At 67.7% G+C, this 16181-nt stretch carries 13 protein-coding genes; 8 read left to right on the top strand and 5 right to left on the bottom strand.

Translation table 11 applies throughout. The features are described 5' to 3' along the window. The first annotated feature begins 3 nt into the window (after positions 1-3). Positions 4-900, top strand: a complete 897-nt coding sequence (locus ACS5PK_RS04950) for a 5'-nucleotidase (protein ID WP_439439141.1) — start codon at positions 4-6, stop codon at positions 898-900. A gap of 101 nt (positions 901-1001) precedes the next feature. Further along, a complete protein-coding gene (locus ACS5PK_RS04945) occupies positions 1002-4373 on the top strand; it encodes a S41 family peptidase (RefSeq protein ID WP_439439140.1) in 3372 nt (1123 codons plus the stop codon). Positions 4374-4637: 264 nt separating this feature from the next. Here ACS5PK_RS04945 and tyrS read toward each other — a convergent pair whose 3' ends face one another. After that, positions 4638-5885, bottom strand: a complete 1248-nt coding sequence (gene tyrS, locus ACS5PK_RS04940) for a tyrosine--tRNA ligase (protein ID WP_439439139.1) — start codon at positions 5883-5885, stop codon at positions 4638-4640. Between the two features lie 237 nt (positions 5886-6122). Here tyrS and ACS5PK_RS04935 point away from each other — a divergent pair, with 237 nt between their 5' ends. Next, entirely contained in the window at positions 6123-7505 is a 1383-nt protein-coding gene (locus ACS5PK_RS04935) for a peptidoglycan DD-metalloendopeptidase family protein (protein ID WP_439439138.1), read from the top strand. Positions 7506-7530: 25 nt separating this feature from the next. Further along, positions 7531-8670, top strand: coding sequence for an anhydro-N-acetylmuramic acid kinase (locus tag ACS5PK_RS04930; protein ID WP_439439137.1), 1140 nt, complete (start codon positions 7531-7533; stop codon positions 8668-8670). Between the two features lie 141 nt (positions 8671-8811). Here ACS5PK_RS04930 and erpA read toward each other — a convergent pair whose 3' ends face one another. From erpA to rplM, 3 genes are all read right to left on the bottom strand, one after another. Beyond that, positions 8812-9186, bottom strand: a complete 375-nt coding sequence (gene erpA, locus ACS5PK_RS04925) for an iron-sulfur cluster insertion protein ErpA (RefSeq protein ID WP_439439136.1) — start codon at positions 9184-9186, stop codon at positions 8812-8814. 252 nt (positions 9187-9438) lie between these two features. Further along, the gene (gene rpsI / locus ACS5PK_RS04920; protein WP_439439135.1) at positions 9439-9831 is read right to left on the bottom strand and encodes a 30S ribosomal protein S9; all 393 of its coding nucleotides are present in this window, start codon (positions 9829-9831) and stop codon (positions 9439-9441) included. Positions 9832-9840: 9 nt separating this feature from the next. Next, on the bottom strand, positions 9841-10269 hold the full coding sequence (gene rplM, locus ACS5PK_RS04915) for a 50S ribosomal protein L13 (protein WP_183103683.1): 429 nt from the start codon (positions 10267-10269) through the stop codon (positions 9841-9843). A 346-nt stretch (positions 10270-10615) separates the two neighbouring features. Between rplM and ACS5PK_RS04910 the strand changes: the two genes are divergently transcribed. From ACS5PK_RS04910 to ACS5PK_RS04900, 3 genes are all read left to right on the top strand, one after another. Then, a complete protein-coding gene (locus ACS5PK_RS04910) occupies positions 10616-11353 on the top strand; it encodes a GNAT family N-acetyltransferase (protein WP_439439134.1) in 738 nt (245 codons plus the stop codon). 116 nt (positions 11354-11469) lie between these two features. After that, positions 11470-12294: a DUF2726 domain-containing protein gene (locus tag ACS5PK_RS04905; protein ID WP_439439133.1), complete on the top strand. Its 825-nt coding sequence runs from the start codon at positions 11470-11472 to the stop codon at positions 12292-12294. A gap of 52 nt (positions 12295-12346) precedes the next feature. Next, positions 12347-13447: a serine/threonine protein kinase gene (locus ACS5PK_RS04900; protein WP_439439132.1), complete on the top strand. Its 1101-nt coding sequence runs from the start codon at positions 12347-12349 to the stop codon at positions 13445-13447. Positions 13448-13487: 40 nt separating this feature from the next. Here ACS5PK_RS04900 and htpG read toward each other — a convergent pair whose 3' ends face one another. After that, on the bottom strand, positions 13488-15368 hold the full coding sequence (htpG, locus tag ACS5PK_RS04895; RefSeq protein ID WP_439439131.1) for a molecular chaperone HtpG: 1881 nt from the start codon (positions 15366-15368) through the stop codon (positions 13488-13490). A 144-nt stretch (positions 15369-15512) separates the two neighbouring features. Here htpG and ACS5PK_RS04890 point away from each other — a divergent pair, with 144 nt between their 5' ends. Then, positions 15513-16118: a trimeric intracellular cation channel family protein gene (locus ACS5PK_RS04890; protein ID WP_439439130.1), complete on the top strand. Its 606-nt coding sequence runs from the start codon at positions 15513-15515 to the stop codon at positions 16116-16118. Positions 16119-16181: the final 63 nt, after the last annotated feature.

The raw sequence follows: 16181 nt of genomic DNA, 5'->3' as shown, positions 1-16181 counted from the left end.
GCCATGCCCGCCACCCTGGACGACAAGCTCGTCATCGCCATCTCCTCGCGCGCCCTCTTCGACTTCGAGGAGGAAAACGAAGTCTTCGAGGCCGGTGACGACCGCGCCTACATGGCGCTGCAGCAGCAGCGCCTGGACCTCCCGGCCACGCCCGGGGTGGCCTACTCCCTGGTGCGCAAGCTGCTGGGCTTCAACACGGCCGAGCTGCAGCGCGTCGAGGTGGTCGTGCTCTCGCGCAACGACCCCATCTCCGGCATGCGCGTATTCCGCTCGGCACACCATCTGGGCCTGCCCATCCTGCGCGGCGTCTTCACCCGCGGGCAGTCGCCCTGGCGCTATCTGCGGCCCCTGAACGCCCAGCTCTTTCTCTCAACCAACGAGGAGGACGTGCGCCAGGCCCTTGCAGCCGGCGTGGCCGCGGCCCGCGTGTTCCCGCAGTCCGCCCGCGCCTCGGTAGACCACCCGCAGGAACTGCGCATCGCCTTCGACGGCGACGCTGTGCTCTTCTCCGACGAAGCCGAGCTGATCTACCAGCACCAGGGCCTGGATGCCTTCCAGGCGCACGAGCAGCAGCACGTCATGCGCCCACTGCCCGACGGCCCCTTCAAGCCCGTACTGCGCGCCCTGCACGAGCTGCAGCGCCATCCGCAGACCGGGATGCGAATCCGTACCGCCCTGGTAACGGCCCGCAGCGCCCCTGCCCATGAGCGCGCCATCCGCACCCTCATGGACTGGGAGATCGAGGTCGACGAGGCCATGTTCCTCGGCGGCCTGCCCAAGGGCGCTTTCCTGCGGGAGTTCGAGCCGGACTTCTTCTTCGACGACCAGGTCGGCCATGTGCACAGCGCCGTGCCCCATGTCCCCTCCGGGCATGTCAGCGCCGGTGTGACGAACTGCTGAAGCGCCGAGCTGCGACACAATCCTGCGCGCTGCGGGCGTCGCCGAGTTGGAAGCTGCGCCCCGGCATCCTGGCCGCACCCTGGCCCCACCGAGGAGACCCAATGACAACAACATCCCGCTTCCGCCCCGCGCCCCTGTCCCTGGCATGCACACTGCTGGCACTCGGCCTTGCAGGCGGCGCCCAGGCCGGCCAGAACGGCTTCTACCGCCAGCCCACCCTGCAGGGCAGCATCGTCTATTTCGTCGGCGAGGGGGACCTCTGGCGCGTATCCGCACAAGGCGGCGAGGCCCAGCGCATCACCTCCCATCACGGCCAGGAGACCCAGCCCGCCGTCTCGCCTGACGGCCAGTGGCTGGCCTTCACCGCCCAGTACGACAGCGGCACCGAGATCTACCTGATGCCCTCCAGCGGCGGCGTGCCCAAGCGCCTGACCTGGGAAGGCGGCGGCATGCGCGTCTGGGGCTTCAGCGCCAGCGGCGAAGTGATCTACACAGGACTGGACAGCCGCCCGGGCACCCAGCTCTTCGCCGTCGATCCCAAGACCCTGCAGCGCCGCACCCTGCCCGTGGGCCAGGCCGGCGACGGCGCCCTGAGCGCCGACGGCAAGACCCTCTACTTCACCCGCGGCGGCCTGCGCGGCGACAACGCCCGCCAGTACCGCGGAGGCGGCCTCGCGCGGCTGTGGGCCCTGGATCTGTCCAGCGAGGCCGAGGCCCGCCCCTTCATCGCCGAGGGCAGCAACGACCGCCGCCCCATGCCCTATCGCGTCGGCAGCGAAGAGCGCGTGGCCTTCCTCTCGGACCGCGACGGGACCTACAACCTCTGGTCCGTCAACACCCGCGGCGGAGACCTGCGCCAGCACACCCAGCACAAAGGCTGGGACATCCGCCATGCCTCCATCGACGGCAGCCGCGTGGTCTACGCGCTAGGCGCGGACCTCTACCTGGCTGACCTCGCCCAGGGCGGCGCACCGCGCAAGCTGGACATCAGCCTGGGCGGCGATTTCGACCAGCAGCGCACCCGCTGGATCAAGCGCCCGCAGGACTTCCTGACCGAGACCGCCTTCGCACCCAATGGCGAGCGCGTGCTGCTGGCCTCGCGCGGCCACCTGGCCACCCAGGGCGTGGGCCCGCTGCGCCGCGCCGAGCTGGCCACGCCGGCCGATGGCGCCTGCAAGAAGGGCGAGTTCGGCAGCGACAGCAAGACCGTCTTCGCCATCTGCGACTTCAGCGACGAGCAGGAGATCTGGCGCTTCCCCGCCAATGGCCTGGGCAAGCCGCAGCAGATCACCCATGACGCCAGCACCCAGCGCTCGGCCCTGGCGCCCTCGCCGGACGGCCGCTACCTCGCGCACACCGACAAGGAAGGCCGGATCTACCTCACCGACCTCAAGGCCCAGCCCCAGCCCAGCACCCAGCTGATCGGCCAGGACAAGCTCGAGGGCAACCCCAGCGACCTCACCTGGAGCAGCGACAGCAAGGCCCTGGCCTTCGTGATGCCCCTGCGCAATCCGGACCGTGCGCAGCTGATGCTCTACACCCTGGCTGACGGCAAGACCCACCGCCTCACCAGCGACCGCTACGACAGCAGCTCGCCCGCCTTCAGCCCGGACGGCAAATGGCTCTACTTCGCCTCGGACCGCAACTTCCAGGCCACCGGCAACGGCAGCCCCTGGGGCGACCGCAATATGGGCCCCTTCTTCGACAAGCGCACCAAGCTCTACGCCCTGGCCCTGCAGCCGGGGTTGCGCTCGCCCTTCGCCCCCAAGGACGAGCTGGAGGCCGAGGCCAAGCCTGACGCCAAGCCGGAGACAAAACCTGACCCCAAGGTCGATGCAAAGACGGATGCAAAGGCCGACACCAAGACCGAGGCCAAGCCCGATGCCAAGGCCGACAGCAAGGCCAAGCCCGCCATCGTCACCGAAGGCCTGGCCCAGCGCCTGCACGAGCTGCCCGTGCCGGCCGGCAACTACCGCGCGCTGCGCACCGACGGCAAACGCCTGTGGTTCCTGGACCAGGACCTGGAGCGCAAGACCAGCCTCAAGAGCATCGCCATCGACAACCAGGGCGCGCCCGCCGAAGTGCTGTCTGGCGATGTTCGCGGCTACGAGCTCAGCGCCGACGGCAAGAAGCTGATGCTGGTGCGCGGCACCGGGCCGGCCGCACCCGAAGTGCTGATCGTCGATGCCGCCCCCAAGCTGCCGCCCGAGACGGGGAAGTTCCAGGTGCGCTGGAGCGACTGGCAGATCGCCACCCAGCCCCGCGCCGAGTGGAAGCAGATGTTCAGCGACGCCTGGCGCATGCACCGCGACCACTTCTACGACAAGGCCATGCACGGCGTGGACTGGAAGGCCGTGCGCGCCAAGTACGAGCCCCTGCTGGAGCGCCTGACCGACCGCTACGAGCTGGCCGAGTTGATGGCGCAGATGGTGAGCGAGGTCAGCGCCCTGCACAGCCAGGTCAACCCGGGCGAGACCCGCCAGGGCCCCGAGGAGCCCGGACTGGCCGGTCTGGGCGCACGCCTGGCCAAGGTGGCCGAGGGCTGGCGCATCGAGCACCTCTACGCCGCCGATCCCGAGCTGCCGGGCGAAGCCGGCCCCCTGGCCGCGCCGGGCGTGGGCCTGAAGGCCGGCGACGTGATCACCGCCATCAACGGCCGCAAGGCCGCCGAGGCGCCGCATGTCTTCGAGCTGCTGCGCGGCCAGGCCGGCAAGCAGGTGCTGCTGGACGTGAAGACCGCCGAAGGCAAGGCCATCCAAAAAATCGTCGTTCCCGTGGCTGCACGACGCGACAACGAGCTGCGCTACAACGACTGGCGCGTGAGCCGCGCCAAGGCCGTTGAGAAGGCCGGTGAGGGCCGCATCGGCTATGTGCACCTGCGCGCCATGGGGCCCAATGACATCGCCGACTTCGCCCGCGAGTTCTACGCGGCCAGCGACCGCGAGGGCCTGATCATCGACGTCCGCTACAACAACGGCGGCAACATCGACAGCTGGGTCCTCGAGAAGCTGCTGCGCCGCGCCTGGGCCTTCTGGCAGCGCCGTTCGCCGGAGGGCGCCAAGCCCTACCCGAACATGCAGCACGTCTTCCGCGGCCACGCCGTGGTGTTGATGAACGAGGACACCTACTCAGACGGCGAGACCTTCTCCGAGGGCTTCAAGCGTCTGGGCATCGGTCCCGTGATCGGCAAGACCAGCTCGGGCGCGGGCGTCTGGCTCTCGGACCGCAACCGCCTGCTGGACAACGGCATCATGCGCGCCGCCGAGACCGGCCAGATGGACATCAACGGCCAGTTCCTCATCGAAGGCAAGGGCGTGACGCCCGACATCGAGGTGGACAACCCGCCGCGCGCGACGGCCAAGGGCCAGGACGCGCAGCTGGAGCGCGCCATCGCCGAGCTGAAGAAGCGCATGACGGAGCAGCCGGTGGTGCAACCCAAGCCGGGCCCCTACCCGCGCCCCGTGAAGCCTTGACCACCCCGTACCGGCCTCGCCGGCCTTGCAGGCCGCGCCAGGCCTGAGGCCTGTCCCCTCGTCAGGCACAAACGGGTCCGTTTGTGCCCCGTCTCGCCCCCCCTCAATGGGGCGAGGCCGCAGGCCAGGCAAAGCCGGATCCCCGGCCTCCGCGCGATGGGCGGCAGTCTGCAAGGGCTGTGCGGAAGCCACCTCGGTGACGAGGGGACCGCACAACAAAACGGGAGGCTCGATGGCCTCCCGTTTCTCATGGTGCGGTCGATCTCAGGCGATGGTGACCTTGGCGAACTTGCGCTTGCCCACCTGCACGACCACGGTGCCGGCCTCGAGCTTCAGGCCCTTGTCGCTGATGACGGTGCCGTCGATGCGCACGCCGTTCTGCTCGATCATGCGCATGCCTTCGCTGTTGGAGGCCACGAGACCGGCGGACTTCAGCACCGCGGCGATTCCCAGCGGCGCGCCGCTGAGGCTCACCTCGGGGATGTCATCGGGAATGCCCCCCTTGGCGCGGTTGTTGAAGTCGGCCTCGGCGGCCTCGGCGGCGGCGGCGTCGTGGAAGCGCGCCGTGATCTCCTTGGCCAGCATGACCTTGGCGTCCTTCGGATTGCGCCCGCCCTCGATCTCCTTCTTCAGCGCGGCGATTTCGTCCAGGCTCTTGAAGGACAGCAGGTTGAACCACTTCCACATCAGCTCGTCACTGATGGACAGAATCTTGGCGAACATGGAGTTCGCTGGTTCCGTGATGCCCACGTAGTTGTTCTTGGACTTGGACATCTTGTCCACACCGTCCAGGCCCTCCAGCAGGGGCATGGTCAGGATGCACTGCGGCTCCTGGCCGTACTCGGCCTGCAGGTGCCGGCCCATCAGCAGGTTGAACTTCTGGTCGGTGCCGCCCAGCTCAAGGTCGGACTTCAGCGCGACGGAGTCATAGCCCTGCATCAGCGGGTAGAGGAACTCGTGCACCGAGATGGGCGTCTGGCTGGCAAAGCGCTTGGCGAAGTCGTCGCGCTCCATCATGCGGGCCACGGTGTACTTGGCGGCCAGCTGGATCATGCCGCTGGCACCCAGGGGCTCGCTCCATTCGCTGTTGTAGCGGATCTCGGTGCGGGCCGGGTCCAGCACCAGGCTGGCCTGCTTGTAGTAGGTCTCGGCATTGGCCTGGATCTGCTCCTTGGTCAGCGGCGGGCGGGTGCTGTTGCGGCCGGAGGGGTCGCCGATCATGGAGGTGAAGTCGCCGATCAGGAAGATCACCTGATGACCCAGGTCCTGCAGCTGGCGCATCTTGTTGAGCACCACGGTGTGGCCGATGTGGATGTCCGGCGCCGTCGGGTCCAGACCCAGCTTGATGCGCAGCGGCGTGCCGGTAGCCTCCGAGCGGGCGAGCTTCTGCACCCAGTCGGACTGCGGCAGCAGCTCCTCGCAGCCGCGCAGGCTGACGCGCAAGGCCTCCTGCACGCGGTCAGTGACGGGGTAGGCCGGCTTGGCGGGGGTGTCGGTTCGCGATTCGGACATGAAAGGCTCTCGTGAGGGCGATGCGCAGCGGGAATCGGGCTGGAAGCGGGTTTCCCAGACCTTGAATTAGGGGGGCTCTGGGTATACTCGGCGCCAGTTTTGGCCATAGCGGCCATCTTTGGACGGCCGCAAAAGTGCTGGATTCTAGTGGACGGTCCCCCGCGGACCGCGTCGCTTCCAGGCTACCGGCGCCGGCGCGGTCCAGAACAAGATCAAAGAAGACCGGAATCCGCAAGCGTGACTGACTGGACCAAGGAACTGAACAAGGTGTTGGGGCGTGCCGAAGCCTTCGCGGCTCGGCATCCTCGTGCCTTGACGGGCAGCCTGGTAGGCCTGCTCAGTGGCTTTGCCGTCACGGCCTTCGGCGTGGCCCCCTTGGCACCCGATGCCCAGGACCTGCCCCAGACCACCATCGCCGAGGCCGTTCAGACGCACGACCTCGCCGCGCAGCTGGCGGACCTGGCCGAGCACGAGGTGGCCCTGAGCCGCAACGACCTCACCCGCGCCAGCGACACCGCAGACAGCCTGCTCAAGCGCATGGGCGCCTTCGACCCCGAGTTCGCCGCCTTCCTGCGCAGCGACGCCACCGCCCGCCGCGTGCTGCAGGGCCGGGCCGGCAAGCTGGTGCAGGTCCATGCCCTGCCCTCGGGCCGCGTCGAGTCCCTGATCGCCCGCTTCCCGGCCGAGAAGCCCGAACAGCAGGCCACGCACTTCACACGCCTGCGCATCGAGCGCAGCAGCGCGGGCATCAAGAGCGTGCTGGAGACCGCGCCGCTGCAGTCCCAGGTGCGCCTGGCCAGCGGCACCATCCGCAGCTCCCTGTGGGCCGCCACAGATGACGCCCGCATCCCCGACGCCATCGCGTCCCAGATCGCCGAGATGTTCTCGGGCGACATCGACTTCCACCGTGAGCTGCGCAAGGGCGACCGCTTCTCGGTGGTCTACGAAGGCCTGACTGCCGACGGCGAGCCCATCACCTGGGACGGCGGCGCCGGCAAGGTGCTGGCGGGCGAGTTCGTCAACAACGGCCGCAGCTACAGCGCCGTCTGGTTCCGTGACAGCGTCACCGGCAAAGGCAGCTTCTACACCATGGACGGGCAGAGCAAGCGCCGCGCCTTCCTGGCCAGCCCCCTGCCCTTCTCGCGCGTGACCTCGGGTTTCTCGATGCGCATGCACCCCATCCTGCAGACCTGGCGCGCCCACCTGGGCGTGGACTACGGCGCCCCCACGGGCACGGCCGTCCAGGCGGTGGGCGATGGCGTGGTGGATTCCGCCGGCTGGCAAAACGGTTTCGGCAACGTGATTCATGTGCGCCATGCCAATGACCGCGTGACCGTCTACGCCCACCTGAGCCGCATCGACGTCAAGAAGGGTCAGCGCGTGGAGCAGGGCCAGAAGATCGGCGCCGTGGGCGCCACCGGCTGGGCCACCGGCCCGCACCTGCACTTCGAGTTTCGCGTGAAGGGCCAGCACCAGGATCCGCGCGCCATCGCTCGCGCTTCCGAGTCCCTGCCCCTGCCCGGCTACGCAAAGAGCCAGTTCCAGCAGACGGCCTTGGCCGCCCGCACCCAGATCGACGTGGCTCGCTCCCTGGGCCAGGGCGTCAGCGACGCCGACTGACCGCCCGTCACCCCAAGGCCGCGCCGTGAGCGCCCCGCTGCCGTCCCAGCACTGCCCTTCTCAGCACTTCATCGGGCTGATGTCCGGCACCTCGCTGGACGGCGTGGACGCCGTGCTGGCCGCCTTCAGCCCGGCAGGCACGATGCAGGTCCTGGACCACGCCTTCGCGCCCTTCGAGCCGGCACTGAGGGACGAACTGCTGGCCCTGAACACCCCCGGCGGTAACGAACTGCACCGCACAGCCCTGGCTGCCAATGGGGTCGCGCGCGCCTATGCCGGCTTGGTCGAGATCCTGAGGACCCGGCATCCCGGGCTGTCCGTGCGCGCCATCGGAGCCCATGGCCAGACTGTGCGTCACCGGCCCGGCGAATTCGACGGCTGCGGCTACACGGTTCAGCTGCTCAATGCCTCGCTGCTGGCAGAGCTCTGCGGCATCGGCGTGGTGGCAGACTTGCGCAGCCGGGACGTGGCCGCCGGCGGCCACGGCGCTCCGCTGGTGCCCGCTTTTCACCAGGCGGTGTTTACCGGCCGCTGCGAGGCCGTGCTCAATATCGGCGGCATCGGCAACGTCAGCCTGCTGAGCCCCGCGCCCGACGCCACGCCTCGAGGCTTCGACTGCGGCCCAGGCAACTGCCTGATGGATTTCTGGGTCCAGCAGCACCTCGGCCTGCCCTATGACGCCGACGGCGCCTGGGCCGCGCAGGGTCAGGTCTTGCCTGCGCTTGTGGCCGCAATGCTGTCCGAACCCTTCTTCCAACTGCCACCGCCGCGCAGCACCGGACGGGACCTCTTCAATCCGTCCTGGCTTCAGGCACGGCTGGACACCCTGCCAGCCCGGCCAGCGCCCGAGGACGTCCAGGCCAGCCTGCTGGAATTGACTGCCCTCTCCATCGCCCAGGCGCTGCTGGCCCACGGCGGCCCGGGCGGCCGGCTGGCCGTCTGCGGGGGCGGCGCCCTCAACGGACGGCTCATGCAACGCCTCGCGCAGACCCTGCCCGGCTGGACTCTGCAGCCCAGCGATGCCCTGGGCCTGCCAGCCATGCAGGTCGAGGCCGCGGCCTTCGCCTGGTTGGCCCAGCGACATTGCGAGGGTCTGGCGGGCAATCTGCCCGCGGTCACCGGCGCCCGCGGGCCGCGCATCCTGGGCGCCTGGCATCCCGCCTGAGGCGCTGCAGCGCAGAGCGCTGAACCGGCCAGGCGAAGCAGCACAGGACTGAAACGCAAAAACGCCGCAGCGGCTGGGCCGTGCGGCGTCTTGGGGTGCGTCAGCGAGGACCGTCAAACGGCCTTGCCGCCGGCAGGCAGCTCAGACCGAGAAGCTGGAACCGCAGCCACAGGTGGTCGTGGCATTGGGATTCTTGATCACGAACTGGGCGCCTTGCAGGTCTTCCTTGTAGTCGATCTCGGCGCCCATGAGGTACTGCAGGCTCATGGCGTCGATCAGCAGGGTGACACCGTTCTTCATCATCTGGGTGTCATCCTCGTTGGCCACCTCGTCGAAGGTGAAGCCATACTGGAAGCCCGAGCAGCCACCGCCCTGCACGAACACGCGCAGCTTCAACTCCGGATTGCCTTCCTCGGCGACGAGGTCACGCACCTTCTCGGCGGCGCTGTCGGTGAAGATGATGGGCGCCGGGATGTCGCTGGGGCCGGCGGTGGTGGATTCGAGAACTGCGCTCATCGCTTGTGTCCTGCTTGAGAGGGGTCAGATGCCGGGATTATCCCCCAGCGTGGGACTCAGGTATTCACCAAGGGACCGCATGACCCGTCCTCACGAAGGGCTTTGAGTCCTGGATGACACAGCGCGGCCGCGGTCGTGAAATCCGCACGCGGCCGCAGCAATAAGAAAAGGCCGCAAAAGCGGCCTTTCGATGCGACTGGAACGCCCACAAGAAGCGGCCAGGCAGGGCCGGCGCAAGGCCGGCCAGGAAGATCAGCGCTTGCTGAACTGCTTCCGACGACGGGCGCCGTGCAGACCGACCTTCTTACGCTCGACTTCACGCGCATCACGCGTGACGAAGCCGGCGCGGCTCAGTTCGGGCTTCAGGGTTGCGTCGTAGTCGATCAGCGCGCGGGTGATGCCCAGACGGACAGCACCAGCTTGGCCGGATTCGCCACCACCGTGGACGTTCACCTTGATGTCGAAGGCTTCGCCATTGTTGGTCAGCACCAGAGGCTGGCGGGTGACCATGATGGACGTCTGACGGCCGAAGTACTGATCCAGCGGCTTGCCATTGACGATGATCTGGCCCGTGCCCTTCTTGATGAAGACGCGAGCGACCGACGACTTGCGGCGGCCGGTACCGTAATTCCAGTTTCCGATCATTGCCGTTCCTTAGATTTCCAGAGCCTTGGGCTGCTGGGCGGTGTGCGGGTGGGTGCCACCAGCATAAACCTTCAGCTTCTTCACCATGGCGTAGCCCAGGGGACCCTTGGGCAGCATGCCCTTGACAGCCTTCTCCAGGGCGCGGCCCGGATGCTTGGCTTGCATGTCCTTGAACTTGGTGGCGTAGATGCCGCCGGGGAAGCCACTGTGGCGGTAGTACACCTTGTCGGTGGCCTTGTTGCCGGTCACGCGCAGCTTGTCTGCGTTGATCACGACGATGAAGTCACCGGTATCCACGTGAGGCGTGTAAATGGCCTTGTGCTTGCCGCGCAAACGGAGTGCCACTTCGCTGGCAACACGTCCGAGCACCTTGTCGGTGGCGTCAATCACAAACCACTCGTGCGTCACCTCGGCCGGCTTGGCGCTGAAGGTCTTCATGAGTTGCTTTCGTTGGCTGCGACCGGAATCAAACCCCGCTCGCAGCAGTCGCTGGCTGAAATCTCTACGACTGGGCCCCCGTTCGGTGCCGCTTCTTTGCGTGCAGGACCCCTTCTCTCGAAGACTTCCCACCTGCTCGCGACCTCTCACGTCGTGGCGCCAAGGCGCATCTTTCCTGCAGCCAGATACAGGAAAGCCCGCGAGTGTACCCAAATCCAGCCAGATCGGCAAGTTGCGCGCGCGCCGGAATGCCGATCAGATCAAGGCACAGCCGGGCACAGGTCGCTACCATGCCATCCATGCCCCAGCCTTCCTGGCTGTGCTCCTGGCTGTGCGGAGGCCGCCCATGACTGCCCACGAACCCTCGTCCCTGGCCGACCCTGGCCATACCGAACCTGAGCCGAGCGCCCTGGGCTGGCTGCCCCAGAAGCTGGGCCTGCAGCGCTTCGCCAACTGGGTGCCCATCCGCTCCCTGGCGCGCCGCCATCGCAAGCGCATCCTCGCGCACCTGCTGAATCTCAACGAGCGAGACCGCTACCTTCGTTTCGGCTATCCCGCCAGTGATGAGCAGATCACCAAATACGCGATGAACCTCGATTTCGCCCGTGACGAGGTTCTGGGCATCTTCAACCGGCGCCTGCAACTGGTGGCCATGGCGCACCTGGCCTATGAACCGGCTCCGCAGCGTCAGGGCAAGCCGGCCATGGCGGAATTCGGCGTCTCGGTGCTGGCCAGTGCCCGCGGCCGCGGCTTCGGGGCTCGGCTGTTCGAGCATGCGGCCCTGCATGCACGCAACCGCGGCATTGAGACACTCTTCATCCATGCGCTGAGCGAGAACGCCCCCATGCTCAAGATTGCCCGCAGCGCCGGCGCCACGGTGGAGCGCGACGGCAGCGAGTCCGAGGCCTGGCTGCGCCTGCCGCCGGATTCGGTCTCGTCCCATGTGGGCGAAGCCATCGAGCGGCACATGGCCGAGCTGGACTTCCAGTTCAAGCGCCATGTGCGTGCCTTTGGCGACTTCATCGATGGCGTGGCCGAGGTCAAGTCGCAATACCGCGACGCCGGCAAGGCCGCCAAGCAATAGCCGGGAGCGCGCCTGCGCGTCGGCGGTTCCACCCTGGGTACACTTTGGCGGCAGCCCGACCAGCCAGGAAACATTCCCGGCCGGTCGACACGTCCCTCAGCAGTCACCAGCGCCTCATGCCGACCCTCATCCCGTGGATCTTTGCCCTGGCCTCCTGCCTGGGGCTCGCGGCCCTGGGCGCAGCCTGGCTCTGGAAGCGCCCGCGCGGCGCCCAGCGACGCCTGCCCAGCGAATGGCCCCTGGCACCCCGCCCCGTCTTCAGCACCGACGAGCGCCGCGTCTACCGCCTGCTGCGCGAGGCGCTGCCCCACCATGTGATCCTGTGCAAGCTGCCCCTGGTGCGCTTCTGCCAGCCCAGCGAGGCCAGTGAGACGCGCTACTGGTTCGAGCTGCTCGGCGCCCTGAACGTAGGCTTCGCCATCTGCAGCAGCAATGGCCGCGTGCTGGCCGCCATCGACCTGGATACCGAGCGCCAGCAGCAGGGCCGAGGCCTGCAGATCAAGCAGTCAGTGCTCAATGCCTGCCGCGTGCGCTACCTGCGCTGCCCCTTGGACAAGTTGCCGACCGCTGCTGAGCTCCAGCTCCTCGTGCCGTACAACAACAACAATGTGCGCGGCCCCCAGGCCGGCACCAAGCCGCCCCGCACCGCCCCTGTGGCACCAACGCCGCAGGGCCCCGGCGCAGCACCCGGCATCGGCCGCCCTCTCAACACCGTTGGCGCCAGCCTCTGGCAGGACTCCTCGGTCTTCCAGGATTCCTTCTTCGCACCAGACCCGCGCTTTGACAGCGCGACCGGCGAGCGCCCCAGCGTGATGGGGCTGGAAGGCATGGACGACGGCGGCCTGGACATCAGCCTTGACCAGACCCCGGCCGGCCCCGACGCCGCCCAGGACATCGTGGGCGTGGTGGTGGACAGCCCGCGCTTCCCGGGCGGCCGCTGAGCCCCGCTCGCCGCACTCCCCCTTTTCGCAGCCGGCCCGGCTGTCGCCCCGCATGAGCCCTGACACCGACCGCGCCTTTGGCGAGCTGACGCCCGAATTCATGCTGGACGCACTGGAGGCCGCCGGCCTGCGCGCTGATGGCCGCCTGTTGCAGCTCAACTCCTACGAGAACCGCGTGCTGCAGGTGCACCTGGAGGACGGGCGCGTGGCCGTGGCCAAGTTCTACCGCCCAGGCCGATGGACCGAGGCCCAGATCCTGGAGGAGCATGCCTTCGCCGCCGAGCTGGCCGAGGCCGAGGTGCCGGTCGCCCGCCCCTGGGCCCTGGAACGCGGTGAGCACTTCGAACACCCGCAGGGCGCCTTGGAACTGCTGGGGAGGCCGCCCACCCTGGGCCGCATCGGAACGCAACGCTTCGCCGTGACGAGCCGCCATGGCGGTCGCGCACCGGAACTGGAAGTCGTGGAGGTGCTGCGCTGGATAGGCCGCCTTCTGGCGCGCCTGCATGAAGTGGGCGCACGCCGCCCCTTCGAGCACCGCGTGCGCTGGTGGGGCGCGGAGCCGGGCGAGACGGCCCGCACCTGGCTGATGAGCCATGGCGTGCTGCCGCCCGAGATCGCACCGCGCTGGGATCGCGTCACGCAACAATGCCTGGCCCTCATCGCGCGCACCTTCGAGGAGCTGGGCGATGTGTCGCAGCTGCGCCTGCATGGGGACTGCCACCCCGGCAACATCCTCTGGACGCCTGATCACGGCCCGCATTTCGTTGATCTGGACGACGCCGTCACCGGCCCTGCCGTGCAGGACCTGTGGATGCTGCTCAGCGGCGACGAGACCACAGCTCGCTGGCAGTGGGACGCGCTGATGGACGGTTACGAAACCATCCGCCCCTTCGACTGGCGCGAGCGCCGCCTGATCGAGCCGCTGCGCACCCTGCGCATGATCCACCACAGCGCCTGGCTGGCCCGCCGCTGGGGTGACCCGGCCTTCCCGCTGGCCTTCCCCTGGTTCGGCACGCCCAACTACTGGAACGACCAGGTGGCCAAGCTGGCCGAGCAGCTGGAGAGCCTGCAGTCGGCCTGCGAGACGCCATCGCCGCCCTCCTTCAAGGATGACGATGACGATTTCCATCTCGATGGAGACAGCTTCTCCTGAGCGGGCAAGACCGGACCCCGCAGGGTCAGGTCTTGCGTGATCAGCCCATCAGCAGCGCATTCACGCGCTTCACATAGGCCGAAGGATCCTCCAGCTGCCCGCCCTCGGCCAGCACGGCCTGGTCGAACAAGATCTGGGCGAGATCGTCAAAGCGCTCGCTGCCGTCGAGCTTTTTCACCAGGGCGTGCTCGGCATTGATCTCCAGCGTGGGCAAAGACACGGGCGCTGCCTGGCCGGCCTGCTTCAGCAGCCGGGCAAGGTGGCCGGACATATCGCCCGCCTCCGCCACGATGCAGGCCGGCGAATCGACCAGTCGGGTGCTCACGCGCACATCCTTGGCGCGGCCTTGCAGCGCGGTCTTGAGCTTCTCCAGCAGGGGCTTGAAGGCTTCGGCGGCCTCCTCGGCCTTCTTCTTCTCCTCCTCGTCCTGCAGCTTGCCGAGGTCGATGGCGCCCTTGGCCACGGACTGCAGGGACTTGCCCTCGAACTCGTAGAGGTGGGAGAGCATCCACTCGTCCACGCGGTCCACCAGCAGCAGCACCTCGATGCCCTTCTTGCGGAAGACTTCCAGCTGCGGGCTGTTCTTGGCGGCGGCCAGGCTGTCGGCGGTGATGTAGTAGATCTCCTCCTGGCCGTCCTTCATGCGCGAGACATAGTCGGCCAGACTCACGCCTTCATCGGCATGTGTCGAGGCAAAGCGCAGCAGCTTGGCCAGGCGCTCCTGGTTCTGGTGGTCCTCGCCCAGCCCTTCCTTGAGCACCTGGCCGAAGTCCTTCCAGAAGGCGGCGTACTTCTCGCGCTCGGCAGCGTCCTCGCTGTTGGCCAGGGACTCCAGCATGGAGAGCACACGCTTGGTCGAACCCTCGCGGATTGCCTTCACATCACGGCTTTCCTGCAGCAGCTCGCGGCTGACATTGAGCGGCAGGTCAGCCGAGTCGATCACACCCTTCACGAAGCGCAGGTAGACGGGCATCAGCGCCTCGGCGTCGTCCATGATGAAAACGCGCTTGACGTAGAGCTTCACGCCACCGCGCTTGTCGCGGTTCCAGAGATCAAAGGGCGCCTTCTTGGGGATGTAGAGCAACTGGGTGTACTCGCTGCGGCCTTCCACTCGGTTGTGGGTGTAAGCCAGCGGAGCCTCGGTGTCATAGGAGATCTGCTTGTAGAAGTCCTCGTACTGCTCCTGCGTGACTTCGCTCTTGCTGCGGGTCCACAGGGCTGAGGCCTTGTTGACGCTTTCCCATGCATCAGTGAGCTGTTGTTCGCCCTTCTCGGCGTCCCACTCTTCCTTGCGCATCAGGATGGGCAGGGAGATGTGGTCAGAGTACTTGCTGATGATGGACTTGAGGCGCCAGGTCTTGAGAAACTCCTCCTCGCCCTCCCGCAGGTGCAGGATGACGTCGGTGCCGCGGCCGGCCTTGGTGATGGTCTCGACCTCGAATTCGCCCGTGCCCTCGGAACTCCAGCGCACGCCCTCCTCGGCCTTGAGACCGGCGCGGCGGCTTTCCACGGTGATGCGATCGGCCACGATGAAGCCGGAGTAGAAGCCCACGCCGAACTGGCCGATGAGGTTGGCGTCCTTCTTCTGGTCGCCTTCAAGGCGGGCCATGAACTCGCGCGTGCCGCTCTTGGCGATGGTCCCCAGGTGGGCCACGGCTTCCTCTGCGCTCATGCCGATACCGTTGTCGCTGATGGTGAGGGTGCGGGCCTCGGCGTCGAAACTGACACGCACCTCAAGGTTCGGCGCATCTTCGTAGAGCGCGGCATTGTCCAGGGCTTCGAAGCGCAGCTTGTCGCAGGCATCGGAGGCGTTGGAGACCAGCTCGCGCAGGAAGATCTCCTTGTTGGAGTACAGCGAGTGGGTGACCAGGTGCAGGATCTGCTTGACTTCGGCCTGGAAGGAATGAGTGTGCTTGTCCATGGCGTGAAAGCGTGAAAGTTGGAAGGTGTGGGATTGGCGGCACCCTCACCGTGTGCCGCCGTGCGACAAGCCATATGGGGATGTCGGCGCCGGCTTCAAGAGCCCAGATCGCAAAATCCCGGAGCGGCTCATTACACTGCGCCCATGCTCTACTGGTTCGACCTGGCCGGCGTGGCCGTCTTTGCCATCTCGGGCGCCCTGGCCGCCATGCGCGCAGGCCTGGATCTCTTCGGCCTGCTGGTGCTGGCCTCCATCACCGCCGTGGGCGGTGGCACCCTGCGCGACCTGCTGCTGAACCGCCATCCGGTCTTCTGGATGAAGGACAGCCGCTACCTCACCGTGATCATCCTGGCCGCCCTGGCCACGCTCTTCACCGGCCCGCTGCCGCCCAGCGCGCTGCAGGCCCTGAAGATCGCCGATGCCGTGGGCTTGGCGGTGTTCGCGCTGTGCGGAGCCGAAATTGCCGAGGACTGCCACCTGCCGCCCGTGCCCGTGCTGCTGATGGGCGTGCTGACCGCCACCGGCGGCGGCGTGGTGCGCGACCTGCTCAGCGGCCAGGTGCCCCTGCTGCTGCGCCAGGACATCTACGCAACCGCCGCCCTGACCGGCATCGCGCTGTACCAGCTATTGCATCGCATCGGGATAAAGCGCGACCTGGCTTTCATGCTGGGCATGGCCAGCGTGGCCGGCCTGCGCCTGGCCTCGCTGCACTACGGCTGGCAACTGCCCGTGCCGCAGCTGGGCGGCTGAGCGCCAGCGCTGTCCCACGGCAGGGGTGCCGGGACGGAGTCGGCAGGAAGGGCGGTCAGGCCG

The sequence above is a fragment of the Roseateles sp. DB2 genome, assembly GCF_051857535.1.
Lineage (GTDB): Bacteria > Pseudomonadota > Gammaproteobacteria > Burkholderiales > Burkholderiaceae_C > Roseateles_B.
Note: the sequence above shows the minus strand (reverse complement) of the source record. Positions and strands in the feature narration are given on the sequence as shown.

Excerpts from the sequence above, each read along its gene's own strand:
- tyrS (WP_439439139.1), bottom strand. The coding sequence starts at position 5,885 with ATGTCCGAATCGCGAACCGACACCCCCGCCAAGCCGGCCTACCCCGTC.
- ACS5PK_RS04900 (WP_439439132.1), top strand. The coding sequence starts at position 12,347 with ATGAGCCCTGACACCGACCGCGCCTTTGGCGAGCTGACGCCCGAATTC.
- erpA (WP_439439136.1), bottom strand. The coding sequence starts at position 9,186 with ATGAGCGCAGTTCTCGAATCCACCACCGCCGGCCCCAGCGACATCCCG.
- rplM (WP_183103683.1), bottom strand. The coding sequence starts at position 10,269 with ATGAAGACCTTCAGCGCCAAGCCGGCCGAGGTGACGCACGAGTGGTTT.
- rpsI (WP_439439135.1), bottom strand. The coding sequence starts at position 9,831 with ATGATCGGAAACTGGAATTACGGTACCGGCCGCCGCAAGTCGTCGGTC.
- ACS5PK_RS04950 (WP_439439141.1), top strand. The coding sequence starts at position 4 with ATGCCCGCCACCCTGGACGACAAGCTCGTCATCGCCATCTCCTCGCGC.
- ACS5PK_RS04910 (WP_439439134.1), top strand. The coding sequence starts at position 10,616 with ATGACTGCCCACGAACCCTCGTCCCTGGCCGACCCTGGCCATACCGAA.
- ACS5PK_RS04905 (WP_439439133.1), top strand. The coding sequence starts at position 11,470 with ATGCCGACCCTCATCCCGTGGATCTTTGCCCTGGCCTCCTGCCTGGGG.
- ACS5PK_RS04890 (WP_439439130.1), top strand. The coding sequence starts at position 15,513 with ATGCTCTACTGGTTCGACCTGGCCGGCGTGGCCGTCTTTGCCATCTCG.
- htpG (WP_439439131.1), bottom strand. The coding sequence starts at position 15,368 with ATGGACAAGCACACTCATTCCTTCCAGGCCGAAGTCAAGCAGATCCTG.
- ACS5PK_RS04945 (WP_439439140.1), top strand. The coding sequence starts at position 1,002 with ATGACAACAACATCCCGCTTCCGCCCCGCGCCCCTGTCCCTGGCATGC.